The following is an 18630-nucleotide window of genomic DNA, read 5'->3' as shown; positions in this document are numbered from 1 at the left end:
CGCCACCCACCCCCTCGCGACCCACCCCCTCGCGACCCACCCCCTCGCGAATGGGGCGCTCACGGTCGCTCTCGCTCCCGCGCCGCTCGCCATGGGGCCTCTGCGGTCGCCGCGGCGCTAGCGTGAGCAGCATGACCCGCATTCACGTGCCGATCACGCTGCGGTGGTCGGACCTCGACGCCTACGGCCACGTCAACAACGCCGAGATGCTCCGGCTTCTCGAGGAGGCGCGCATCCGCGTCTTCTGGGCGGACCGCTCGGCGGCGGAGGAGCACGAGGTTCCGCACACCGCGCTCATCGCCGCGGGGCCCGACGCGGAGACCATGTCGCTCATCGCGGCCCAGCAGGTCGAGTACCTCGAGCCAGTGCCGTACCTGCGCCGCCCGCTCGACGTCCAGCTGTGGATCGGCAAGCTCGGGGGAGCGAGCCTCGAGATCTGCTACGAGGTGTGGTCGCCCGCAGGCGACGGCGAGCGCGTGATGTACGCCAAGGCGGCGACCACGCTGGTGCTCATCGACGCCGCGACGCAACGCCCGCGCCGCCTTACCGACGCCGAGCGCGAGGCGTGGAGCCCGCATCTCGACGAGCCGGTGCGCTTCCGGAAGCGCTGAGCGACCGTCAGCGCCCCGTGGCGCGCAGCGAGGCGCCCCAGACGGCAGTGGATGCCCCATTCGGGTGAGGTGGGGCTCGGGCTGGCACGGGTCCGGGCTGGGGCTGGGGCTGGGAGACGCGGAAGCGCCGGCCGCTCCCGAAGGAGCGACCGGCGCGTGGGGAGCGGTGACTACGCGGTGAGCGAGTCCACCCACTCCTGGTTGGCGGCGACCCACTCGGCCACGATGTCGGCCTGGTCGGCGGCGTCCGCACCGTTGAGCGCGTTCTCGAGGTCGTAGAGGTGGTCGGCGTCCATCGAGAAGCCACCGAGCCACGAAGCGACCTCGGGGAACTCCTCACCCAGGCCCGTGCGGCCGTAGGTCACGATGTTCTCGGCCTCGCCGAGCGTGCCCTCGGGGTCCTCGAGGTTCTTGAGGTCGTACGCCCCGTAGGCCCAGTGGGGCTCCCACAGCGTGACGACGATGTTCTCGCCGTTCGACGTCGCGGTGTCGAGCTCCGAGAGCATCGCCGGGGTCGACGAGGTGATGAACTCGAGTCCCTCGAGGCCGTAGGTCGGGATGACCGCGTCCTGGACGGTCGCGGTGAGGCCCGCGCCGGGCTCGATGCCGACGATGCGGCCGTCGAACTCGTCGGCGTGCTCCGCGAGGTCCGCGAGCGAGTCGATCGGGGCGTCGGCGTTGACCGCGACGGTGAGGGCGGCGGAGTCGAACCAGGCGCCGAGCTCCTCCATGTCGTCGCCGAACTCCTCGAGGTACGAGGCGTGCGTGAGCGGCAGCCACACGTCGGTCACGACGTCGTAGTCGCCGTCCGCGACGCCCTGGAAGACGACGGCCGGGTCGGCGTACTCGAGCTCGACGGTGTAGCCCTTCGACTCGAGGATGTTCTCCCACAGCAGCGAGGTCGCGAGCGACTCGTCCCAGCCGTTGAACACGGCGAGGGTGAGGTCGCCGCCGGCGGCGTCACCGGACGCGGCGGCGTCGGTGGTCTCGTCGGCGTCCGAGGACGAGCAGCCGGCGAGGACGAGCCCGCCGGCGGCGGCCATGGCGACGGGCGCGAAGGCGCGAAGCTTCATGATGATGGTTCCTTTCCCCCGCGGGCGGCGTCTCCGCTCGCGGTGAGCACCGGCCGCCCATCGGTCGAGGCGGGGTGCGCGCGGCTCCCTCAGAAGCCGCGAGGTCTGTGCCATCGTCCGGGCGGACGATGCGGTGGTCGGGTCAGCCGCCGAGGCCGCCGGGGGAGCGGCGCGGCCCGCCGACCTCGAGGATCTCGGCGTCGAAGCGTGCCTGCTCGTCGGCCTCCCGCTGTGCGAGGCGGCGCCTGCGCCACGTCGAGTACAGGCCCATGCCCTTGCCGAACGAGGCGGTGAAGCGGTCCAGCAGGATCGCGAGGACCACCACGGACAGGCCGGCCTCGAAGCCGAGCCCGACGTTGAGCGCGGAGATCGACTGCACCACGTCCTGCCCGAGGCCGGGCGCGCCGACCATGGCCGCGATGACCACCATCGACAGGGACAGCATGATGACCTGGTTGACGCCCGCCATGATCGACGGCATCGCGAGGGGCAGCTGGATCTGACGCAGGATGCGGCGCGGGTGGGCGCCGAAGGCCTGGCCGGCCTCGACCACCTCCTTGTCGACGCCGCGGATGCCGAGCTCGGTGAGGCGCACGCCAGGGGCGATCGCGAAGATGAAGGTCGCGATCACCGCGGGGGCCACGCCGATGCGCAGCAGCGCGAGCGCGGGCGGCAGATAGACGAAGGCCGGCAGCGTCTGCAGGAAGTCCAGGATGGGCTTGAGCGTCTTGGACACCCTGTCGTTGCGCGCCGCCCAGATGCCGAGCGGCACCGCGGCGGCGATCGCGAGGAACGCGGCGACCAGCACCAGCGAGAGCGACGCGACGGCGTTGTCCCACTGGTCGACGCCGACGATGAAGAGCAGCCCGAGCGCGGACCCGATCGCGAACCTCCAGCCGCGGGCGAGGAGCGCACCGACGGCGACGAGCGCGATCACCACGAGCGCAGGCGGCGTGCCGAACACCCAGGCCACCGCATCGTAAAGTCCCAGGAACAGCGAGCGCAGCGGCTCGAAGAACCAGCCGAAGGCCACCTCGACCCAGTCGAAGAAGTCGGCGATCCACGTGCCGACGGGGATACGGATGTCCATCAGAGGGCCTCCTTCGGCTCGGCGGCACCGGCTCCGACCGCGGCCTCCAGGACCTGATCGACCTCGGCGGTCGGCATCGGGTCGGGACGGGGCGCGGCCTGCACGGCCGCCTCCGGTTCGCCGCCGAGCGCGGCGAGCAGCGTGACGCGGGGGATGACGCCGACGAGCCGGTCGCGCGAGTCGAGCACGCCGAGCGGCAGCGCGGCCTCGAGCGAGGGGATGAACAGGTCCGCGAGCGCGGTGTCCGTCGCGACGGCGCCGTGATCGGACTGGATCACCGAGGAGAGGTCCTTGACGCCGCGGCGCACGAGGTCGAAGACGTCGCGATCCCGCACCCAGCCGACGATGCTGCGGTCCTTGCTTACCACGTACGCCCCGGCGACCTGCTCGTCGCGCATGAGGGTGAGCGCGGCGCGGGGGCCGGCGCCCACATGGACCACGGCGCGCGGCTTGCGCATCACCGACTCCGCAGTGAGCACCTTGGTGCGGTCGACGTCCTGGACGAACTGCTCGACGTAGTCGTTCGCGGGATTGGTGAGGATGTCCTCGGGCGAGCCGATCTGGACGATGCGGCCGTCGCGCATGACCGCGATGCGGTCGCCGATGTACATCGCCTCGTTGAGATCGTGCGTGATGAAGATGATGGTCTTGCCCAGCTCCGCCTGGAGCTCGAGCAGCTGGTCCTGCATCTCGCGGCGGATGAGCGGGTCGAGCGCGGAGAAGGCCTCGTCCATGAGCAGCACGTCGGTGTCAGCCGCGAGGGCGCGGGCCAGGCCCACGCGCTGCTGCATGCCGCCGGAGAGCTCGGACGGGTGCTTCTCCTCCCAGCCCTGGAGGCCGACGATCTCGGTGACCCGGCGAGCCCGGGCGATGCGCTCGTCGCGCTCGACGCCCTGGATCTCGAGGCCGTACGCGACGTTGTCGATGACGGTCCGGTGGGGCAGCAGCGCGAAGTGCTGGAAGACCATGGAGATGCGCCTCCGGCGGATCTCGCGCAGACGCTTGGGGGAGATGTCGGTGAGCCGTTCGCCGCCGACCTCGACGGTGCCCGCCGTCGCGCCGTGCAGCCCGTTGAGCATGCGGATGAGCGTGGACTTGCCGGAGCCGGACAGCCCCATCACCACGAAGATCTCGCCGTGGCGCACCTCGAACGAGGCGTCGATGACGGCGGCGGTGGTCGCGGCGCCGAGCTCGTCGCGCGGCGTGCCCCGGTGCAGCGCGATCACCGCCTCGTCGGCGTGGCGCCCGAAGACCTTGTACAGGCCTTCGGCGCGCAGGGCGATCGTGTCGTCGTTCATGTGGTCCTTCAGCTCCTCGAGAGGTGCGCAAGGGCCTCGGCTAGCGAGGGGACTCGCAGCCGTCGGACGGCAATCACGGGCCCGCCGGGCAACGCTGACGCGTCGCTACTAACACTCCGACGCGTCTACCGGGGACGGGGCGCGTCAGGAGGCCTTTGGCTGGTCATTGGCGCTCGCTTGACGGTTTCTTGCCAGGCGATGCGGCCCTGCGACCGTAACAACCGGGACCTGTGTCCTGTCCACCTGAGACGGGCTTCGTTATGCAAATGAAACAATTGCTCACGTGCAAAGAACGGCGCCCCGCCCCGGCATCGTCCTTGGCACATGCCCTAGTCGGGGAGGCCGGGCCGAGGCGGATGCCGGCCGTCGAGGCCCGACGTCGCGATCCCGTCCCTCACGCGAGCTCGATGCTGGGCTCGACGACCACGTCCGCGAGGAGGCTGTTCGCGATGTAGCACTCGTGGTGCGCCTGCTCCACCAGCTCCGCGATGCGCGCGGCGGACGCCCCGCGCGCGACGATGCGCGGACGCAGGACGATGCGCGTGAGGCGCAGCCCGGTCTCGCCGAGCCTCACGGTGCGCGGCATGACACCCTCCGCCTCATCGTCGTAGCGGGTGACCTCCACCCCGGCGCGTGCCGCCACCGCGAGGAACGAGAGCAGCTGGCACGAGCTCGCGGCGGCGACCACGAGCTGCTCCGGGTTGGGCAGCGACGCGTCGCCGCGGAACGCCGCGTCGGCGGACATGCGGAGCGTGCCGCCGGCGAGGGTGACCTCGTGCGCGCGGTCGTAGCCCTCGTACGTCGAGGTCCGGCCCGACCACGTGGTGGTGCTCGTGTAGGTGTGTGCGCTCATGCGCTCACCGTAGATCCACGTGGTCGCGCGTCAGAGCCGGATCATGCCCTCCTGTGCCGCGGACGCGACGAGGCGCCCGTCCTCGGAGAAGATCCACGTGCCGGTGAGGCCGCGTCCGCCCTGGGCGGTCGGGGAGTCCTGGACGAAGAGCAGCCACTCGTCGGCGCGCGCCGGGCGGTGCCACCACATGGCGTGGTCGAGGCTCGCGAAGGAGATGTCCGGCGTCACCCATGAGGCGCCGTGACGGCGCAGCAGCGGCTCGAGCATCACCTGGTCGGAGCCGAAGGCGAGGAAGGCGCGGTGCAGCAGATCGGCGCCCTCGATCGGCTGGCGCAGGCGCATCCACGCGGCCTGATGCGCCTTGGGGCGCTTGTCCGGGCCGAGGAACAGCGACCCCTCGACGTGGCGGACGTCGAACGGCGCCTCCGTGAGCCAGAAGTCGGCGGAGGGGTGGCCCTGGAACGGCGCGAGCACCTCGATGCCGGACCGGACCGTCTCCGGGCCCGGCACCTCGGGCATGCGCACGGCGTGCTCGGGCCCCTCCTGCTCGATCTGGAAGGACGCGATCATCGACAGGATGGGCCTGCCGTCCTGCAGGGCATGGGTGCGGCGTGCGGAGAACGACCGGCCGTCGCGGAGCACCTCGACCTCGAACTGGATCGGCTTCGAGGCGTCGCCCGCGCGCAGGAAGTAGCCGTGGAGCGAGTGCGCGAAGCGGTCCTCCGGTACGGTCGCGCCCGCCGCGAGCAGCGCCTGCGCGAGCACCTGACCGCCGAAGACGCGTCCGCCCGGCATCGGCATCGAGTCGCCCTCGAAGCTGGTGTCGCCCTGCCGGCGCAGCGTGAGCGCGGCGAGCCCCGCGGCGACCGCGGACTCCGCCCACGCATCCTCGATGACGGACATCAGGCCTCCTCGGTCGGCTCGAACGTGTTGACCATCGAGTGAGCCGCGCGCTCGAGGTAGTCCATGAGGGTGACGGCGTGCAGCGGCGCGAGGTCCTGCCGTGCGACGGCCTCGCGCATGTGAGAGATCCAGCGGTCGCGCGCGTCGGGGTTGACCCTGAACGGCTGATGCCGCATCCGTAGGCGCGGGTGCCCGCGCTGCTCGGAGTAGGTGGTCGGGCCGCCCCAGTACTGCTCGAGGAACATGGTGAGGCGCTGGACCGCCCCCTCCATGTCGTCGGCCGGGTACATCGGCGCGAGGACCGAATCCGCCTCGACGCCGTCGTAGAAGGCGCGCACGATCGCCTCGAACGTCGCATGGCCGCCGACCGCGTCGAAGAAGGACTGGCCCTGGTCCTGCGCGGGCCCGGCGCCCACGGACATCCCGGGGGCGGGCGGGGTCGAGGCTGTCACTCGTCGTCTCCATCGTTCGCGGGCGGGAGCGGCCGGCCGTCCTCGTCGGTGGGCTGCTCGTCGCCGTCGGGGCGCGCCGAGTCGTGCAGCGCGCGATGCTGACGTCCAGTGTCCACCACCATCGCGTCGCCCGGGACCGCGAGCTCGATGCCGCGTTCGGCGAAGATCCGGCGCATCTCGTGGCGGACCTCGCGCTGCACGTCCCACTGGGTCGACGGGTTGACCTGCACCAGGAGCCGCAGCATGACCGCGTTGTACTCGAGCGACTCGATGCCGGCAACCTCGGCCTCGCCCAGGATCGCCGAGGCGACCTTCCGATGCCCCGCGCGCGCGGCCTGCACCGCGTCGATCATCGCCTGGCGCGCGGCCTCGATGTCGGTGTCGTACGCGAAGCGCACCTCGATGAGCGCGCGCGACCACATGCGCGTCATGTTGCCCACGCGCGTGATCTCGCCGTTGGGGACGTACCAGACGGTCCCGTCGAGAGAGCGCAGCCGCGTGCACCGCAGGCCCACCTCCTCGACCGATCCCGTCGCCTCGCCGAGGTTGACCACGTCGCCCACGCCGTACTGGTCCTCGAGCAGCATGAAGACGCCGCTGAGCACGTCCTTGACCAGGGACTGCGCGCCGAAACCGAGCGCGACGCCCACCACTCCGGCGGACGCCATGAGCGGGCCCACGGGCACCCCGATCATCGACAGCAGGGTGGTGATCCCGATGGTGACGAGCACGACCGCGAGCGTCGAGTTGAGCACGCGGCCCAGCGTCTGCGCGCGCTGGCGGCGGCGCTCCGCCTCGAGGCGGAGCTCCATGGTCGGCGGGTCCGCGACCGGGATCTTCGCCTTGCGCAGCGCGCGCCGTGCGCGGCCATCCAGCGGGGTGCCCTTCTCGACTCCCATGACGATGCCGCGGATGATCGCGCGGCCGATGAACCATGCCGCGATCAGCAGGAGGAGCGCCAGCCCGAGGCCCAGGAACTGGCCGCTCGTGTCGCTTGTGAGGTCCTCCCACAGGTTCTGCACATCGCTGGCAGGTCCCTCGAGGGTGGCTGAGGGTGAGGGCTCGGGCGTGAGACGCAGCATTGGACCAATGTAACCAGCGCGCGGCGCTCGACCTATCGACCCTCGCATCTGGCAGGATTGCAGTGTGATCGATGCGCCCGAGGTCGAGCGCGAGGCTCCATCGGAGGCACTCGTCGCGCTCGCGCGCGCGTGCCAGGTCTCGGTGGAGTACTACGCCATCGACGGAACCCAGGTCCAGTGCTCCGCCGCGGCGATCCGTGCCGCCCTCACGGCGATGGGCCTCGACGCCTCGTCCGACCGTGCGTGCGAGCGTTCCCTCGCGGCGCTCGAGGACCAGGAGTGGCTGCGCCTGGTGCCGCCGGTGACGGTGGTCGTCGCGGGCGAGCCGCGCGACATCCCCGTCCACGTGGTCGACGGCGAGCCCGCCGCGCTGACGCTCCGGCTCGAGTCGGGCGAGGAGCGCGAGCTCGCCCAGCTCGACCGCTGGGTGCCGCCGCGGGACGTGGGCGCGCAGACGATGGGCCGCGCGACCTTCGAGGTGCCGGGCGACCTTCCGCTCGGCTGGCACCTGGTCGAGGCCGTGACCACGGGTCGCAAGGGTCGCGGCTACGTGGTGGTGACCCCGCGCGAGGTGACCGTGCCGGCCGAGGTTCGCGAGCATCGTCCCTGGGGGCTCACGGTGCAGCTGTACTCGCTGCGCTCGTCGCGGTCGTGGGGCATCGGCGACCTCGCCGACCTCGCCGACCTGTGCGCGCTGGGCAAGGCCCGTGGCGACGCCGACTTCGTGCTCATCAACCCCCTGCACGCGACCGAGCCGGTACCGCCGATCACCAACTCGCCGTACCTGCCGACCTCCAAGCGCTACATGTCGCCCCTGTACATCCGGGTCGAGGACATCGCCGAGGTCGCCTACCTGCCGTCGCAGCAGCGCGCGCTGCTGGCGTGGGAGGCGGAGCGCCCCCAGCGCACCAACGACACCGACGACCAGCTCGACCGCAACGCCATCTGGCGCCTCAAGTCGGCCGCGCTGGAGGAGGTGTTCCGCGCGCCGCGCTCGGCCGGGCGCGAGGCGCTCTTCGAGCAGTTCTGCATCCGCGAGGGCGCCGCGCTCGAGGACTTCGCGACATGGTGCGCGATCGCCGAGGCGCACAAGGGCCTGCCGTGGCCGGCCGAGCTCGAGTCCTCGACGGGCTCCGCGGTGGCCGCGTGGCGCGACGAGCACGCGGACCGCGTGCTCTATCACGCGTGGCTGCAGTGGATCTGCGAGGAGCAGCTCGCGAGCGCGCAGGCGACGGCCGAGCGCGCCGGGATGAGCATCGGCGTCATGATCGACCTCGCCGTGGGCGTCCACCCCGAGGGCGCCGATGCGTGGTCCTATCAGCGCGTGCTCGCCCAGGGCATGAGCATGGGCGCGCCGCCGGACTTCTACAACGCGCTGGGCCAGAGCTGGTCGATCCCGCCGTGGCAGCCGCGCGCGCTCGAGGCCGCCGCCTACCTGCCGTTCCGCGACATGGTGCGTGCCGCGGTGCGCAACGCGGGTGCGCTGCGCATCGATCACGTGCTCGGGATGTTCCGCCAATGGTGGGTGCCGGAGGGCCACACGCCCGTCGACGGCGTCTACGTCTACGTCGACCACGAGGCGCTCGTCGGCATCATCGCTCTCGAGGCCGAGCGCGCCGGGGCCATCGTCATCGGCGAGGACCTCGGCACCGTCGAGCCGTGGGTGCGCGATTACCTGCACGGCCGCGGCATCCTCGGGACGTCCATCACCTGGTTCGAGCGCCACGACGACGGCACGCCGCGCCTGCCCGAGGACTACCGCGCCGACACGCTCGCGGCGGTGACCACGCATGACCTGCCGCCGACGGGCGCCTACCTCGAGGGCGAGCACGTCCGCCTGCGCGCCGAGCTCGGGATGCTGGGCGAGGGCTCCGTCGAGGATGCCCAGGCCGAGGCCGCGCGCGAGCGTCAGGCCTTCATCGACGTCATGCTCGAGCGCCGCTGGATCCTCGCGGACTACAACGAGGAGGACCTCATCGCGGGGCTGCACCGGTGGGTGCTGTCGAGCCCCGCGCTCCTCACCGGCGTCGCCCTGACCGATGCGGTGGGCGAGCGGCGCGCGCAGAACATGCCGGGCACGGACACCGAGTACCCGAACTGGTGCATGCCCATCACCGACGGCAACGGCGTGCCGGTGCTGCTGGACGACCTGTTCGAGCACCCGCGCGTGCGGCGCCTGTTCCGCGCCGTCAAGTCCGCGCGGGGCTGACGGCCGGGGCGGGCGGCCCCGCATCGCGGCGCGCCTGCCGAGTCACGCGTGCCCATGCCCCACGTCACGGATCTGAGGCCTCCCGGGTCGGCTCCCCGCAGGGAGGCGGGACCGAGCGTCTCCAGATCCGTGACTTGTGGCGACGGCTACAGTCGGTGCGCCGCGCGGGGCTGGCGGCCGGACGATGCGGCACTCGCCGCATCGTCCGGCGACGCGTCAGCCCGCGGCGGCCATGCGGCTGGTGGTCTGCGCGATCTGTGCACGGCGCACGTGATCGAGGGCCTCGACCACCACCTTGCGCAGCACGCTCGGAGCATCCGCGTTCGCGGCAAGCCATTCCTCGAGCTTCGCGGCGAGGCCGTCGACGCGGCCCACCAGGTTCACGGGCACCACGAGCCGCGCCACGCGCACGCCTACGAAGCCCGCGTTGGCGTCGTAGTAGTCGCGTAGCGATCCCAGCAGGTCGTCGACGAGCGGCGCGAGGAGCGCAGGGTCGATCGCCCGTGCGAGTCCCGCGGCGGTCTCGAACTGGACGGCGTTGATCGCGGGACCCTCGGCGGGCCGCACGAGCGCATCCCACGCGGCCTGCTTCGCCTCCGCCGTCGCGACGGCGGCCCTCACGCCCGCCGCGCGCCGCTGGCCCGCCGCGCTCACGTCCTGCGAGGCGTAGTGGTCGACCTCGTCGAGGTCGATCCCACCCGCGGCGGCGAGCCCGCCCAGGAGGTCCCACGTGAGGTCCGAATCGACCTCGAGGCCGGACACCTCGGCGGTGCCCTCGACGAGCGCGCGCAGCCGCAGCGCCTGCTCGGTGGTCGCCGCGACCTGCGCGTAGCCCTTGAGCAGCTGGAGCTGGATGTCGGAGCCGGGCTCCGCCTCGCCGAGCGCATGCCACAGCCGCTCGGCGGCGGCCTCGGTGACCTTGGCGACGTGCTCGGGCGCGAGGTAGCGGCGCAGGGTCACGACCATGAGCTCGAGGTGCGACTCGGCGGTCGCGGAGTTGAGCAGCCGGGGTGCGAGGGCGAGCACGGCGTCGATGTAGCGCTGCGCGGGAAGGGAGCCGTCGCGCACCATGTGCCACAGCGCGTCGAGGACGGTCGCCTGCGCCATCGCGTCGTCGACCTCCGCGATGTGCGCCTCGAGGTTCGCGAGCGACTGCTCGTCCAGGTGGAGCTTGGCGTACGTGAGGTCGCGGTCGTTCGCGAGGAGCAGCGCCGGCCGGGCCTCGCCGACGGCCTCGGGGACCTCGGTGAGCCCGCCGTCGATGGTCGTGGGCACGGTCCAGGTGCGCGCGAAGGTGCCCTCGCCCAGCGTGTAGCCCGCGATCTCGATGCCGTGGGGTCGGTTGACCGGGTGCTCGGCGGGGACGTCCTCGGCGACCGCGAGGCGGGTGACCACCCCCGCATCGTCCGTCGCCAGAATCGGACGCAGCGTGGTGACGCCGGGCGTCTCGAGCCAGACCTCCGCCCAGTCGCCGAGAGGCCGGCCCGCGGCCGCCTCGACCTCGGCCAGGAACTCCGCGAGCGTCGCGTTCCCGTGGCGGTAGCGCCGCAGGTAGGAGGCCACTCCGCCGAAGAACGCGTCCTCGCCGACGAACTGCGCGAGCTGCTTGAGCGCCGAGGCGCCCTTGGCGTACGTGATCATGTCGAAGGCGGACACGGTGGCCTCGGTGTCGGGCACCTCGGTGACGATCGCGTGGGTGGTCGGGAGCTGATCCTGGACGTACGCGACGGACTTGCGGTCGGCGGCGAACGTGACCCACGCGTCCTTCCACTCGGAGACCTCCGCCGCCGCCCACGTGCCGATGAACTCGGCGAAGGACTCGTTGAGCCATAGGTCGTCCCACCACTTCATCGTGACGAGGTTCCCGAACCACATGTGCGCGAGCTCGTGGAGCACCACGACCGTGCGGAACTCGAGCTCGGCCGCGGTCGCTCGGCCGCGGAAGAGCAGGCGGTCCTCCGAGATGGTGACGCAGCCGATGTTCTCCATCGCGCCCAGGTTGTACTGCGGGACGTAGATCTGGTCGTACTTCTCGTACGGGTACGGGGTCTGGAAGACGCGCTCGTACAGCTCTAGGCCCGCCTGCGTGTCCTCGAGCACGCGGTCGCCGTCGAAGTGCTGCTCGAGCGACGGCCGGCCGTACACGCGCGCCGGGATGTCGCCCTCCTGGCCATGGAGCGTGCCCTCGTGGAACGAGTACGGGCCGGCGACCACGGCCGCACCGTAGCTCGGGATCGGGACGGTCGGGGCGAAGGACCAGCGCGCGCGGCCGTCCTCGAGGGCCTCGGGCTCGGGCGTCGGGGAGTTCGAGATCACCACCCAGTGGTCGGGCACGGTCACGGTGAAGGTGAACTCGCCCTTGATGTCGGGCTGGTCGAAGCAGGCGAAGGCCGCGCGCGTGTCGTTCGCCGCGAACTGGCTGTAGAGGTACACCTCGCCGTCGGCGGGGTCCACGAACCGGTGGATGCCCTGGCCGTCGTTGCGGTACCCGAAGTCGCCGGCGACCCGCAGCGTGTTGTGCTCCTGGAGGTTCTCGAGCGGGATCCGCCCGTCCTCGTGGAGGGCGGCGTCGATCGGCTCGCCGTTGAGCTCGACGAGGTCGATGTCCGCCCAGGCGGCCTCGACGAACGTGCTCGCGCCGGCCGTCGCGTCGAACTCGATGGTGGTGTCGGAGCGGAACGTCCGTCCCGTCGCGGCGAGGTCGAGGGCGACGGCGTAGCGGGCGTTCGAGATGGTCGCGAAGCGCTCCGCGGCCTCGCGCTTGGTGAGGTTCATGCCTGGCATGCGTCAAGTCTGGCAGGGAGCGCGCCCGAGTGCCGCCCGGTGCCGGGTCGCGGTGCGGGGTCGAGGCGCGGCCTGCCGCGCCATGGGGCGACCACGGTCGTTCTGCGCCGTCCACCGCGCGCCATGGGGCATCCGACGTCGCTCGGACCTGCCAGGGCGGGCTCCGGACACGCCGACAGCCGCCGCGGGATTCACCGCGGCAGCCGTCGACAGGTGCCCCATGGGAGGCGCCGACGCCTCGGAACCGACCGTCAGCGCCCCATTCGGTCGCGGGGTGGGGACGGACGGTGGGGACGCACGGCGGGGGCGGGACGGGTGGTGGGCGGGGCCGGATAGCGGGGGTTCCGCCGAGTGGCGGCGGCGCCGAGTGGCGGCGGCGCCTCGGGGTGCGAGGATCAGCCCTGGTAGGCGAGGTCCTCCGCCTGGGCCTTGAGCGCGCGACGCACGCCGTCGGAACCCTCGCGGACCAGGCGCTTCAGCGCATCGTGCGCGTCGGCGTTGGCCTCGAGCCACGCGAAGGCCTTGTCCTGGAGGTCCGGGACGCGGCCCGCGAGCTCCACCGGGTAGAGGCCCTCGATGAGGTTCGCCGCGATCTCGTTCGTCTTGGTGCCGTAGATGCGACGCAGCGCCCCGAAGTACTCGTCCACGAACGGCACCAGCAGGTCGAGGTCATGCGCGTGGTTGAAGCCCGCGATGGTCTCGTACTGGAGCGCGTTGGGCAGGTCCGTCTCGGCGTTGACGAGCACGTCGAACGCGGAGCGCTTCGCCTCGGCGGTCGCGATCGCGGCGCGGGCGTGCGCGGCGCGCCGCTGACCCGACGCGGTCGCGTCCTTGGTGAGCTGGAGCTCGATCGCGACGTCGCCCGCGCGGCCGCCCGCGGCGAGGGAGATCAGCAGGTCCCAGGCGAGGTCGGCGTCGACGGTGAGGCCGTCGAGCTGGAGCTTGCCGTCGATGAGCGCCTGCACCGTGTCGAACATCGAGTCGACGCACGCGAGCCCCGCGAACGCGCGCACGAACTGGAGCTGGTTGTCCGAGCCCGGCTCCGCCGCCATGATGAGCTGCCAGATCTCGCGCGCGGCGGCGGCCTGGACCTCGTCGGTGTGCGTCGGGTGGACGTACAGCGAGATCGTGGTCGCGAGCTGGCGCAGCAGCACCAGCACGGTGGTGGACTCGGTCTCCTGACCGATGTTCTTGACCACCAGGTCGACGTACTGGCGCGCGGGCATCTCGGCGTCACGCGTCATGTCCCACGCCGCCGCGAGCACCATCGAGCGGGCCAGGGGGTCGGTGAACTTCGACACGTGCTCGACGGCGGTCGCGAGCGAGGCCTCGTCGAGGCGGACCTTCGCGTAGGCGAGGTCGCCGTCGTTGACCAGGACGAGCGCCGGCCGCTGCTTGCCCACCAGCGCGGGAATCTCGGACAACGCACCGTCGATGTCGACCTCGACGGACCAGGTCTGCGAGAGGACCTCGTCGCCCTCGGTGTCCACCGTGAGGTCGTAGCCGCCGATGCGGAGACGATGCGGGCGCTGGGTCGGCCACTCGGCCGGGACCTCCTGGGCGACGGCGAAGGACGTGATGACCCCCGCATCGTCCGTCTCGATGACGGGGCGGAGCGTGGTGACGCCGGCCTTCTGCAGCCACACGTCGGACCAGCCGGACAGGTCGCGGCCGGAGGCCTTCTCGAGCTCGACCAGCAGGTCGTTCAGCGTCGCGTTCGCGTGGTGGTGCTTGCGCATGTACTCGGCGACGCCGGCGAAGAACTCGTCCTGGCCCACCCAGGCGACCAGCTGGCGCAGCACGGACGCGCCCTTGGCGTAGGTGATGCCGTCGAAGTTGACCTCGACATCCTCGAGGTCCTTGATCTCGGCCATGATCGGGTGCGTCGACGGGAGCTGGTCCTGGCGGTACGCCCAGGACTTCTCGAGCGCGTTGAAGGTCACCCACGAGTTGCGGTACTTGGTGACCTCGGCGGTCGCGAGCGTCGAGGCGAACTCGGCGAACGACTCGTTGAGCCACAGGTCGTTCCACCACTTCATGGTGACCAGGTCGCCGAACCACATGTGCGCGAGCTCGTGCAGCACGGTGACGGTGCGGCGCTCGACACGGGCCTGAGCGGTCTTGGAGCGGAACACGTAGTCCTCGAGGAACGTCACGCAGCCCGCGTTCTCCATGGCGCCCGCGTTGAACTCGGGGACGAAGATCTGGTCGTACTTCTCGAACGGGTAGTCCGTCTCGAACTTCTCCTCGTAGAACGCGAAGCCCTGCTGGGTGTCGTCGAGGATGACGTCGGCGTCGAGGTACTGCGCGAGCGCCTTGCGGCAGTAGACGTTGGCCTGCAGGGTGCCCTTGCGGCTCTCCACGGTGCCTTCGACCTCGTGGTACGGACCGGCGACGATGGCGGTGACGTAGCAGGGGATGCGCGTGGTCGGGGAGAAGTCCCAGCGAGCCTTCGCGTGCTCGGTGCCCGCGACGGTGATGGTGCCCTCGACCGCGGCCTTGGTGGCGGGGGAGTTGGACAGCACGTGCCAGTGCTCGGGCGCGACGGCGGAGAAGGTGAAGGACGCCTTGAGGTCGGGCTGCTCGAACACCGCGTAGACGCGGCGGGTGTCGGCGACCTCGAACTGCGAGTAGAGGTAGACCTCGCCGTCCTCGGGGTCGACGAAGCGGTGGAGGCCCTCGCCGGTGTTCATGTAGGCGCAGGTCGCCTCGATCACGAGCTCGTTGTCGGCGGCGAGGCCGGGCAGCGCGATGCGGGAGTCGGCGAAGTGGGCCGCAGGATCGAGCTCGGCGCCGTTGAGGACGATGCGCTCGACGCTCGGGGCGATGAGGTCGATGAACGTGCTCTCACCCGGGGTCGCGGTGAAGCGCACGGTCGAGGTCGAACGGAAGGTGGTGTCCGACGTGGTGAGGTCGAGATCGACGGTGTACGAGTCGACGGCGACGATGGCGGCGCGGGCCTCGGCCTCGGCGCGCGTGAGGTTGGTACCTGGCATGGCGTGATTGTGTCACGCTCCATCGAGGAACAGCGGCGGGACCGCCCTGAGGTCCCGGAGGGGGTTGCCGCGTCGTCGCGCGAGCTCAGCCGCGACCTCAAGCAGCCGGTGGAGCTCGCGCACGTCGCCGTGGCGCTCGGACTCGAGCAGCGCGCTCACGTCCCGTTCGACGCGTTCGAGCCGCGGTGCGGCGTCGCGCCACGCGCGACGGCCCGGGCCGGTCAGCCGTGCGGTCACCTCACGGCCGTCGAAGCCGATGTCGCGCTCGACCAGGCCTTTGCGCTCGAGCCGGGTGAGGAGCCTGCTCGCCGCGGGAGCGCCCGTCCCCAGCTCGAATGCGAGGTCGCTGATGGTCCGGCCCGCGCGGCGGGTGTCGAGCACCATCGCGGCGCGCGCCTGGACGGGCGTGAGGGTCGCGCCGCGGAACTCCCGGTCGAGTGCGAGCTCCAGCACGTGGGCCGCGCGAAGAACCGCATGGATGGTGGGCGCGGGCCCGGCCGGAGCGGTGCGGCCGAGCCCCCACAGGTCGAACATGGCCCCACGCTAGGACGTCGACGCGCCGGGCGCGCGAGGCCTGTGGACAGGGGCGGAGGGCGACGTGTCGACCGCCGGAATTGCTTGCCATGGCAATCCTCAGGATTGCCATGGCAAGCAATCTCGGTGCGAGGGGGGCCGTGCTGTCCCCCCTCGGCGGGCTCAGGCGCCCGGCAGCACGTCGCCCGAGGGCCAGGTCTCCGAGATGAAGTCCGCGACCTCGGGCGAGTGGAGCAGCTCCTCGAGGACGGCGACGCCCTCGTTGTCGTTGTCCGCGCGCCACACGAGCAGGTTCGCGTTGGGGTTGCCCTCGACGGACTCGACCAGCAGCGCATCGTCCGTGTTGAGGCCGGCCTGCAGGATGAAGTTGCCGTTGACGAACGCGAGATCGATGGCCGGGTCGTCGATCTGCTGGACGATGACCTCCGGCTGGTTCTCGACGAACACGAAGCCGTGGGGATTCTGCTCGTCGGTGAGGTTGATCGCGGAGGACTCGTCCGTCACGCCGTTCAGCAGCCCCGCCGAGTCGAGCAGGCGCAGCCCGCGCAGCTGGTTCGCGACGTCGTTGGTGATGGCGATGGTGGCGCCGTCCGGGAGCTCGTCGATCGAGGCGTAGGTGGACGAGAACGCTGCGTAGGGCTCGATGTGGACGCCCGCGCCGTGCTCGAACTCGTACCCCTTGTCCGCGATCTGCGACTCGAGGTACGGCAGGTGCTGGAAGTAGTTCGCGTCGAGCTCGCCCGAGGCGAGCGACTCGTTCGGCAGCACGTAGTCGTCGAACTCCACGATCTCGAGGTCGATGCCCGCGTCCGCGGCGAGCTCGGAGTCGATGAACTCGAGGATCTGGGCGTGAGGCACCGGGCTCGCGCCGACGGTGACCGTGGTGAGGCCGTCGGACGATGCGGCGGTCGCCTCCTCGCCGGACGCGTCGGCGCTGCAGCCGGCGAGCCCGAGGACGGCGATGCCCGCGAGGGCGGTGGTGGTGAGGTGGGTACGCGTGAGACGCATGATCTCTCCTGGGTTGAGGGGGGGATGGTGGCTAGCGGTGGTCCGTGCGGCGCACGAGGGCGTCGCCGGTGGCCTGAACGGCCTGGACGAGGACGACGAGGACGATGAGCACGACGACCATGACCTCGGGCTGATAGCGCTGGTAGCCGTAGTTGTAGGCGAGGCGGCCGAGGCCGCCGCCGCCGACCAGGCCGGCCATCGCGGAGTAGCCGATGATGGTGACCACGGTGGTGGTGACGCCCGCGATGAGCGCCGGCAGCGCCTCGGGCAGCAGGACCCGGAGCACGGTCTGGCGACGGGTCGAGCCCATGGCGTGGGCCGCGTCGACCTTGCCGGATGCGACCTCGCGCAGCGCGGACTCGACCAGCCGCGCGAAGAACGGCACGGCGGCGACCGTGAGCGACACCGATGCGGCGATGGGGCCGATCGACGTGCCGACGAGCGCGCGGGTCACGGGGATGAGCGCGAGCATGAGGATCGCGTACGGGATCGAGCGCGTGATGTTGACGATGATCCCGGACAGCACCGTGTTGACCGCGCGGTTCTCCGCCATCCCGCCGCGCTGGGTCACGTGCATCGTCACGCCGAGCGGCAGGCCGAGCGCGACCGTCGCGGCGCTCGCGATGCCCACCATCTGAGCGGTCTCGAGCGCGGCCGGCGCGAGCGCCTCCGTGATCGCCGGGTTGGACAGCAGGTCCTCGAACCAGCTCATCGGGCCACCTCCTGGGCGTGGGCGCCGTGCGCCGTGAGCGCGGTCACCAGCGCGCCGGGCGCGAACCCGGGAGGCGTCGCGAGGCGGAGCCGGTGGAACGTGGTGCCGCCGAGCGTCTCGACGGTTCCGGCGACGATGCGCGGCGCGGCGCCGAGCGCGCGCGCGGTGGCCTCGAGCGCCGGCTCGCGGCCGGGCGTGAGGGCGTCGAGCACGTCGACGTCGCCGTCGACCAGCTCGCCCGGCAGCGCGAGCAACGACTCGCTGAGCCGGCTGCCGAAGGCCCCGACCACGGCGGCGAGCGGGCCCGACTCCGCGATCTCGCCGCCCTCGAGCAGCGACACCGTGTCGCAGATGCGCTTGACCACGTGCATCTCGTGGGTGATGACCAGCACCGCGAGGCCCAGCCGTGCCTTGAGCGCGGCGATGAGGTCGAGGATCTCGTCGGTGGTGCGCGGGTCGAGCGCGCTCGTGGGTTCGTCGCAGAGCAGCACGTCCGGGTCGGTCGCGAGCGCGCGGGCGATGCCGACGCGCTGGCGTTGGCCGCCCGAGAGCTGGGCCGGGTGGGCGCCCGCCGCGTCCGCGAGGCCGACCAGGCCGAGCAGCTCGAGCGCGCGTTCCCGGCGCTCGCGCCGCGCGACGCCGGCGATCTCGAGGGGGTACGCGACGTTGTCGAGCACCGTCCGCGAGTCGAACAGGTTCGCGTGCTGGAACACCACGCCCAGGCGCCTGCGGGCCTGGCGCAGCTGCCCCGCCGGCACTGCGGCGAGGTCGACGCCGTCGATCTCGACGGTGCCCGAGGTGGGCCGGTCCAGGAGCGCGAGGCAGCGCACGAGCGTGGACTTGCCCGCGCCGGAGGGGCCGATGACGCCGTGGACGGAGCCGGCGGGCACCTCGAGGCTGACGCCGGCGAGGGCGTGGATGTCGCGTCCGGCCTGGGAGTAGACCTTGGCGAGGCGGGTGACGGTGATCAACGCGTGCCTTTCGTGGGTGATCCCGGTCGGGATCGGGCGAGGGTGCGCTCAGGC

15 protein-coding genes are annotated in these 18630 nt (G+C 71.7%); 2 read left to right on the top strand and 13 right to left on the bottom strand.

Translation table 11 applies throughout. The annotated features are described in order from the left end of the window. Window positions 1-131: 131 nt before the first annotated feature. Complete coding sequence (locus AOM09_RS14450; protein WP_062390058.1) at window positions 132-611, top strand: acyl-CoA thioesterase; 480 nt, start codon at window positions 132-134, stop codon at window positions 609-611. A gap of 170 nt (window positions 612-781) precedes the next feature. Here the strand turns inward: AOM09_RS14450 and AOM09_RS14445 are convergent, their stop codons facing one another. From AOM09_RS14445 to AOM09_RS14415, 7 genes are all read right to left on the bottom strand, one after another. Next, window positions 782-1684, bottom strand: a complete 903-nt coding sequence (locus AOM09_RS14445; protein ID WP_062390055.1) for a glycine betaine ABC transporter substrate-binding protein — start codon at window positions 1682-1684, stop codon at window positions 782-784. A 142-nt stretch (window positions 1685-1826) separates the two neighbouring features. After that, window positions 1827-2774 (bottom strand): ABC transporter permease, encoded by a 948-nt coding sequence (locus AOM09_RS14440; RefSeq protein WP_156162396.1) that lies wholly within the window; start codon window positions 2772-2774, stop codon window positions 1827-1829. Next, window positions 2774-4072 carry a quaternary amine ABC transporter ATP-binding protein gene (locus AOM09_RS14435; RefSeq protein WP_062390052.1) on the bottom strand — a complete coding sequence of 433 codons (1299 nt, stop codon included), beginning with the start codon at window positions 4070-4072 and terminating at the stop codon, window positions 2774-2776. The genes AOM09_RS14440 and AOM09_RS14435 overlap by 1 nt, the downstream gene beginning before the upstream one ends. Window positions 4073-4466: 394 nt before the next feature. Continuing rightward, window positions 4467-4925, bottom strand: a complete 459-nt coding sequence (locus AOM09_RS14430) for an OsmC family protein (RefSeq protein ID WP_062390049.1) — start codon at window positions 4923-4925, stop codon at window positions 4467-4469. 30 nt (window positions 4926-4955) lie between these two features. Continuing rightward, on the bottom strand, window positions 4956-5828 hold the full coding sequence (locus AOM09_RS14425) for an acyl-CoA thioesterase (RefSeq protein WP_062390047.1): 873 nt from the start codon (window positions 5826-5828) through the stop codon (window positions 4956-4958). Continuing rightward, the gene (locus AOM09_RS14420; RefSeq protein ID WP_062390044.1) at window positions 5828-6250 is read right to left on the bottom strand and encodes a globin; all 423 of its coding nucleotides are present in this window, start codon (window positions 6248-6250) and stop codon (window positions 5828-5830) included. The genes AOM09_RS14425 and AOM09_RS14420 overlap by 1 nt, the downstream gene beginning before the upstream one ends. A 26-nt stretch (window positions 6251-6276) precedes the next feature. Next, complete coding sequence (locus AOM09_RS14415; protein ID WP_169747673.1) at window positions 6277-7362, bottom strand: mechanosensitive ion channel family protein; 1086 nt, start codon at window positions 7360-7362, stop codon at window positions 6277-6279. A 64-nt stretch (window positions 7363-7426) separates the two neighbouring features. Between AOM09_RS14415 and malQ the strand changes: the two genes are divergently transcribed. Further along, window positions 7427-9571 (top strand): 4-alpha-glucanotransferase, encoded by a 2145-nt coding sequence (gene malQ, locus AOM09_RS14410; protein WP_062390040.1) that lies wholly within the window; start codon window positions 7427-7429, stop codon window positions 9569-9571. Between the two features lie 216 nt (window positions 9572-9787). Here malQ and pepN (AOM09_RS14405) read toward each other — a convergent pair whose 3' ends face one another. The 6 genes from pepN (AOM09_RS14405) to AOM09_RS14380 form a co-directional block, all read right to left on the bottom strand. After that, window positions 9788-12355 carry an aminopeptidase N gene (gene pepN, locus AOM09_RS14405; RefSeq protein WP_082099286.1) on the bottom strand — a complete coding sequence of 856 codons (2568 nt, stop codon included), beginning with the start codon at window positions 12353-12355 and terminating at the stop codon, window positions 9788-9790. A 395-nt stretch (window positions 12356-12750) separates the two neighbouring features. After that, window positions 12751-15351 carry an aminopeptidase N gene (gene pepN, locus AOM09_RS14400; RefSeq protein ID WP_062390033.1) on the bottom strand — a complete coding sequence of 867 codons (2601 nt, stop codon included), beginning with the start codon at window positions 15349-15351 and terminating at the stop codon, window positions 12751-12753. Window positions 15352-15363: 12 nt separating this feature from the next. Continuing rightward, window positions 15364-15885: a MarR family winged helix-turn-helix transcriptional regulator gene (locus AOM09_RS14395; protein ID WP_062390030.1), complete on the bottom strand. Its 522-nt coding sequence runs from the start codon at window positions 15883-15885 to the stop codon at window positions 15364-15366. A 162-nt stretch (window positions 15886-16047) separates the two neighbouring features. Continuing rightward, on the bottom strand, window positions 16048-16893 hold the full coding sequence (locus tag AOM09_RS14390; RefSeq protein ID WP_062390027.1) for a MetQ/NlpA family ABC transporter substrate-binding protein: 846 nt from the start codon (window positions 16891-16893) through the stop codon (window positions 16048-16050). A gap of 31 nt (window positions 16894-16924) precedes the next feature. Beyond that, the gene (locus tag AOM09_RS14385) at window positions 16925-17605 is read right to left on the bottom strand and encodes a methionine ABC transporter permease (RefSeq protein WP_062390024.1); all 681 of its coding nucleotides are present in this window, start codon (window positions 17603-17605) and stop codon (window positions 16925-16927) included. After that, a complete protein-coding gene (locus tag AOM09_RS14380; RefSeq protein WP_062390022.1) occupies window positions 17602-18576 on the bottom strand; it encodes a methionine ABC transporter ATP-binding protein in 975 nt (324 codons plus the stop codon). Before AOM09_RS14380 ends, AOM09_RS14385 begins: the two co-directional genes overlap by 4 nt. Window positions 18577-18630 lie beyond the last annotated feature (54 nt).

This window comes from Demequina iriomotensis, assembly GCF_000971395.1.
Classification (GTDB): domain Bacteria; phylum Actinomycetota; class Actinomycetes; order Actinomycetales; family Demequinaceae; genus Demequina; species Demequina iriomotensis.
Note: the sequence above shows the minus strand (reverse complement) of the source record. Positions and strands in the feature narration are given on the sequence as shown.